Consider the following 2595-nt stretch of genomic DNA (forward strand, 5'->3'; position numbering starts at 1 on the left):
TATGTAAGCGTAAAAGATTTACCGCCTAGTTTACTATGATTTCCTTTGCTAAAATTACATCATGTAATTTTAGGAGGCGAGTTTTATGTCAAAGAATTTCAATGATTCAACATGGATGCATATTTTAGAGAAGTTTTCTTCGTATCAAGGGTCTAAGAGCAGCTTTTGCAAGGAAAATAATATAAGTAAAAGTCAACTATATTATTATAGAAAAAAACTAGAAAAATCAAACAACTCAATATTTCATGCAGTAACATTAGATGGAAATGTTACTAATAAGCCTGTTGCTAACAATTCAAATAAGGCTAACGAAATAAGGATAGAAATAGGTTCAGCTAACATCTATATACCGATGAATGAAATAGCCGTGTTAGCCACAATACTTAAGGAATTGGCTAAATCATGTTAAATATAGATAAAGTTGATATGGTTTATCTCGCCTGCGGCGTGACGGATTTGAGGAAAAGCATAGATGGGTTAGTTATGATTGTAGAAACAGCGCTAAAGCTAGATCCTTTTGAAAAAGCTTTATTTGTATTTTGCAATAAGCAAATGAATAGATTAAAGATTCTTCATTTTGATGAAGGTTTTTGGCTTTACTATTATAGATTAGAAAATAATAGATTCAAATGGCCTATGTCAAAAGAAGACGCAACGAAAGTAAATAAAGAAGAATTAAGATGGCTGCTTAAGGGGTATGAGGTCAGAACTTCTTCTAAATTTAAGCCAATAATAGAAAAAAACTCATATTAAAAACGTCTTTAGATAGTAAGTTTTTATTGTATTAAAGCTGCTGTAAGCCTTTAAAAATCAAGGGTTTTATGGTATAATATTCTTATCGAAAACAAACTATGAGGTAAGAAAATGGACGGCTTAAATTTAGAAGAACAGCTTGATGAAAAAACAAGATTATTAATTTCAAAAATGGAAAAAGAGCTAGCAGAAAAGGATTCTGAAATCAATGATTTAAAAAATCAATTGGCATATTTACAGGGTCAAATTCTTAATAAAAATAGAAAGATATTTGGAACATCTAGTGAACAGGTAGATTCTAACCAAATATCTTTTTTTGATGAGGCTGAAAAGTATTCCGACCTAAAAGAAGGTGAACCAGTTATAGAGGAAATAGTTTATCAAAGAACTAAGCCATCTAAGAATACAGGTAAAAAAGATAACTTGGCGAATCTAGAAAGGGTAATTATAGAGCATAAGCTTGGGGATTCCGAAGCAATATGCAGCGAATGCAATAACTCTTTAGTTGTTATCGGTAGCAAGACCAAAGAGGTTTTAAAATATCAACCTGCTAAACTTTATATTGAAGAGCACGTTACATATACATATGCTTGCAAGTCTTGCGAAGCGGAAACAGGTGAAGCAAAGATAATTACTGCCAAAGCTCCCAATACGGTTCTGTATAAAAGTATGGCATCAAATGAGTTACTTGCTCATGTAATAAATATGAAATATCAACACGCCATGCCTTTATATAGACAAGAAACTTACTTTAAGATGTTAGGAGCAAATCTTTCTAGACAAACTCTATCGAATTGGATTATAGGTGTAGCCGATGCTTTTACTTCAGTTTATGAAGTTATGAAAGAAGAGCTGCTTAAGGTAAACTACATTCAAGCTGATGAGACAACTTTGAATGTTATTGAAGACAATAGAAAAGAGTCAAAGTCTAAGAAATATATGTGGTTATATAAAACCGGAGCTTCAAAGAAGCCGATTATCTTATATGACTACCAAAAAACAAGATCTAGCTCTTGTCCTAGAGATTTCCTAAAAGGATTTTCAGGATATCTTCAAACCGATGGATATGCAGGTTATAATAATGTTGAAAATATAAAAAGAGTGTATTGTTTAGCTCATATCCGACGAAAATTTCATGAAATAGTAGTAAATTTAGATGAAGAAGCCCTAAAAAAATCACGTGCAATAATAGGGTTTAATTACTGTGAAAAAATTTATAAAATAGAAAAAGATTTAAAAGAAGCTTATGGCAATGATGAATATTTCTATAAAAAACGTTATGAAGCAAGATTGGAAAAATTATCACCTATTCTTGATCAATTTCAAGAATATATCCAAATAGAAATCAAAGATGCTCTACCTAAAAGCGCTTTAGGTAAAGCCCTTGCTTATACTATAAATCTTATGCCTGGCATGAAAACTGTTTTGGAAGATGGTTCTTTAGAAATAGATAATAACGGCTCCGAAAGGGCTATAAAGCCTTTCGTTATCGGGCGTAAGAACTGGTTGTTTTCCAACACCTCTAAAGGAGCAAAATCTAGTGCTATAATATATAGCATAATAGAAACCGCCAAAGCCAACGGCTTAGTAGTAGAAAGATATTTAGTGTATTTATTAGAAAGACTAGCAAGAAACGTTAATAACTCTAGAGATGATATTATTGATGTTATGCCTTGGGCAGAAAATATTACTGAAAATATGAAGACTCAGACACGTAAATAAAAATCTTTTTATCTATATTAAATTGTAAATCCCAGTAGAAAGCAGATGCTGTAGCTCTACTGGGATTATTTTATCATTTGATATTTTCCTTTTCCATGCGTCGATTCTTTTACGCTTACA

3 protein-coding genes are annotated in these 2595 nt (G+C 31.6%); all 3 read left to right on the forward strand.

The genetic code is table 11. The annotated features are described in order from the left end of the window. Positions 1 to 85 precede the first annotated feature (85 nt). The 3 genes from GXK57_RS26095 to GXK57_RS26105 all read left to right on the forward strand — a co-directional run bounded on the left by GXK57_RS26095 (position 86) and on the right by GXK57_RS26105 (position 2475). A complete protein-coding gene (locus tag GXK57_RS26095) occupies positions 86 to 409 on the forward strand; it encodes a hypothetical protein (RefSeq protein WP_160680932.1) in 324 nt (107 codons plus the stop codon). Next, complete coding sequence (gene tnpB, locus GXK57_RS26100; RefSeq protein ID WP_160680933.1) at positions 403 to 753, forward strand: IS66 family insertion sequence element accessory protein TnpB; 351 nt, start codon at positions 403 to 405, stop codon at positions 751 to 753. The genes GXK57_RS26095 and tnpB overlap by 7 nt, the downstream gene beginning before the upstream one ends. Positions 754 to 864: 111 nt before the next feature. Continuing rightward, complete coding sequence (locus tag GXK57_RS26105; protein WP_160680934.1) at positions 865 to 2475, forward strand: IS66 family transposase; 1611 nt, start codon at positions 865 to 867, stop codon at positions 2473 to 2475. Positions 2476 to 2595: the final 120 nt, after the last annotated feature.

Source organism: Clostridium sp. C8-1-8 (assembly GCF_009928445.1).
Lineage (GTDB): Bacteria > Bacillota > Clostridia > Clostridiales > Clostridiaceae > Clostridium_AR.

Bases quoted from the DNA above. Each gene is read 5' to 3' on its own strand.
- GXK57_RS26095 (WP_160680932.1), top strand. From the start codon at position 86: ATGTCAAAGAATTTCAATGATTCAACATGGATGCATATTTTAGAGAAG.
- tnpB (WP_160680933.1), top strand. From the start codon at position 403: ATGTTAAATATAGATAAAGTTGATATGGTTTATCTCGCCTGCGGCGTG.
- GXK57_RS26105 (WP_160680934.1), top strand. From the start codon at position 865: ATGGACGGCTTAAATTTAGAAGAACAGCTTGATGAAAAAACAAGATTA.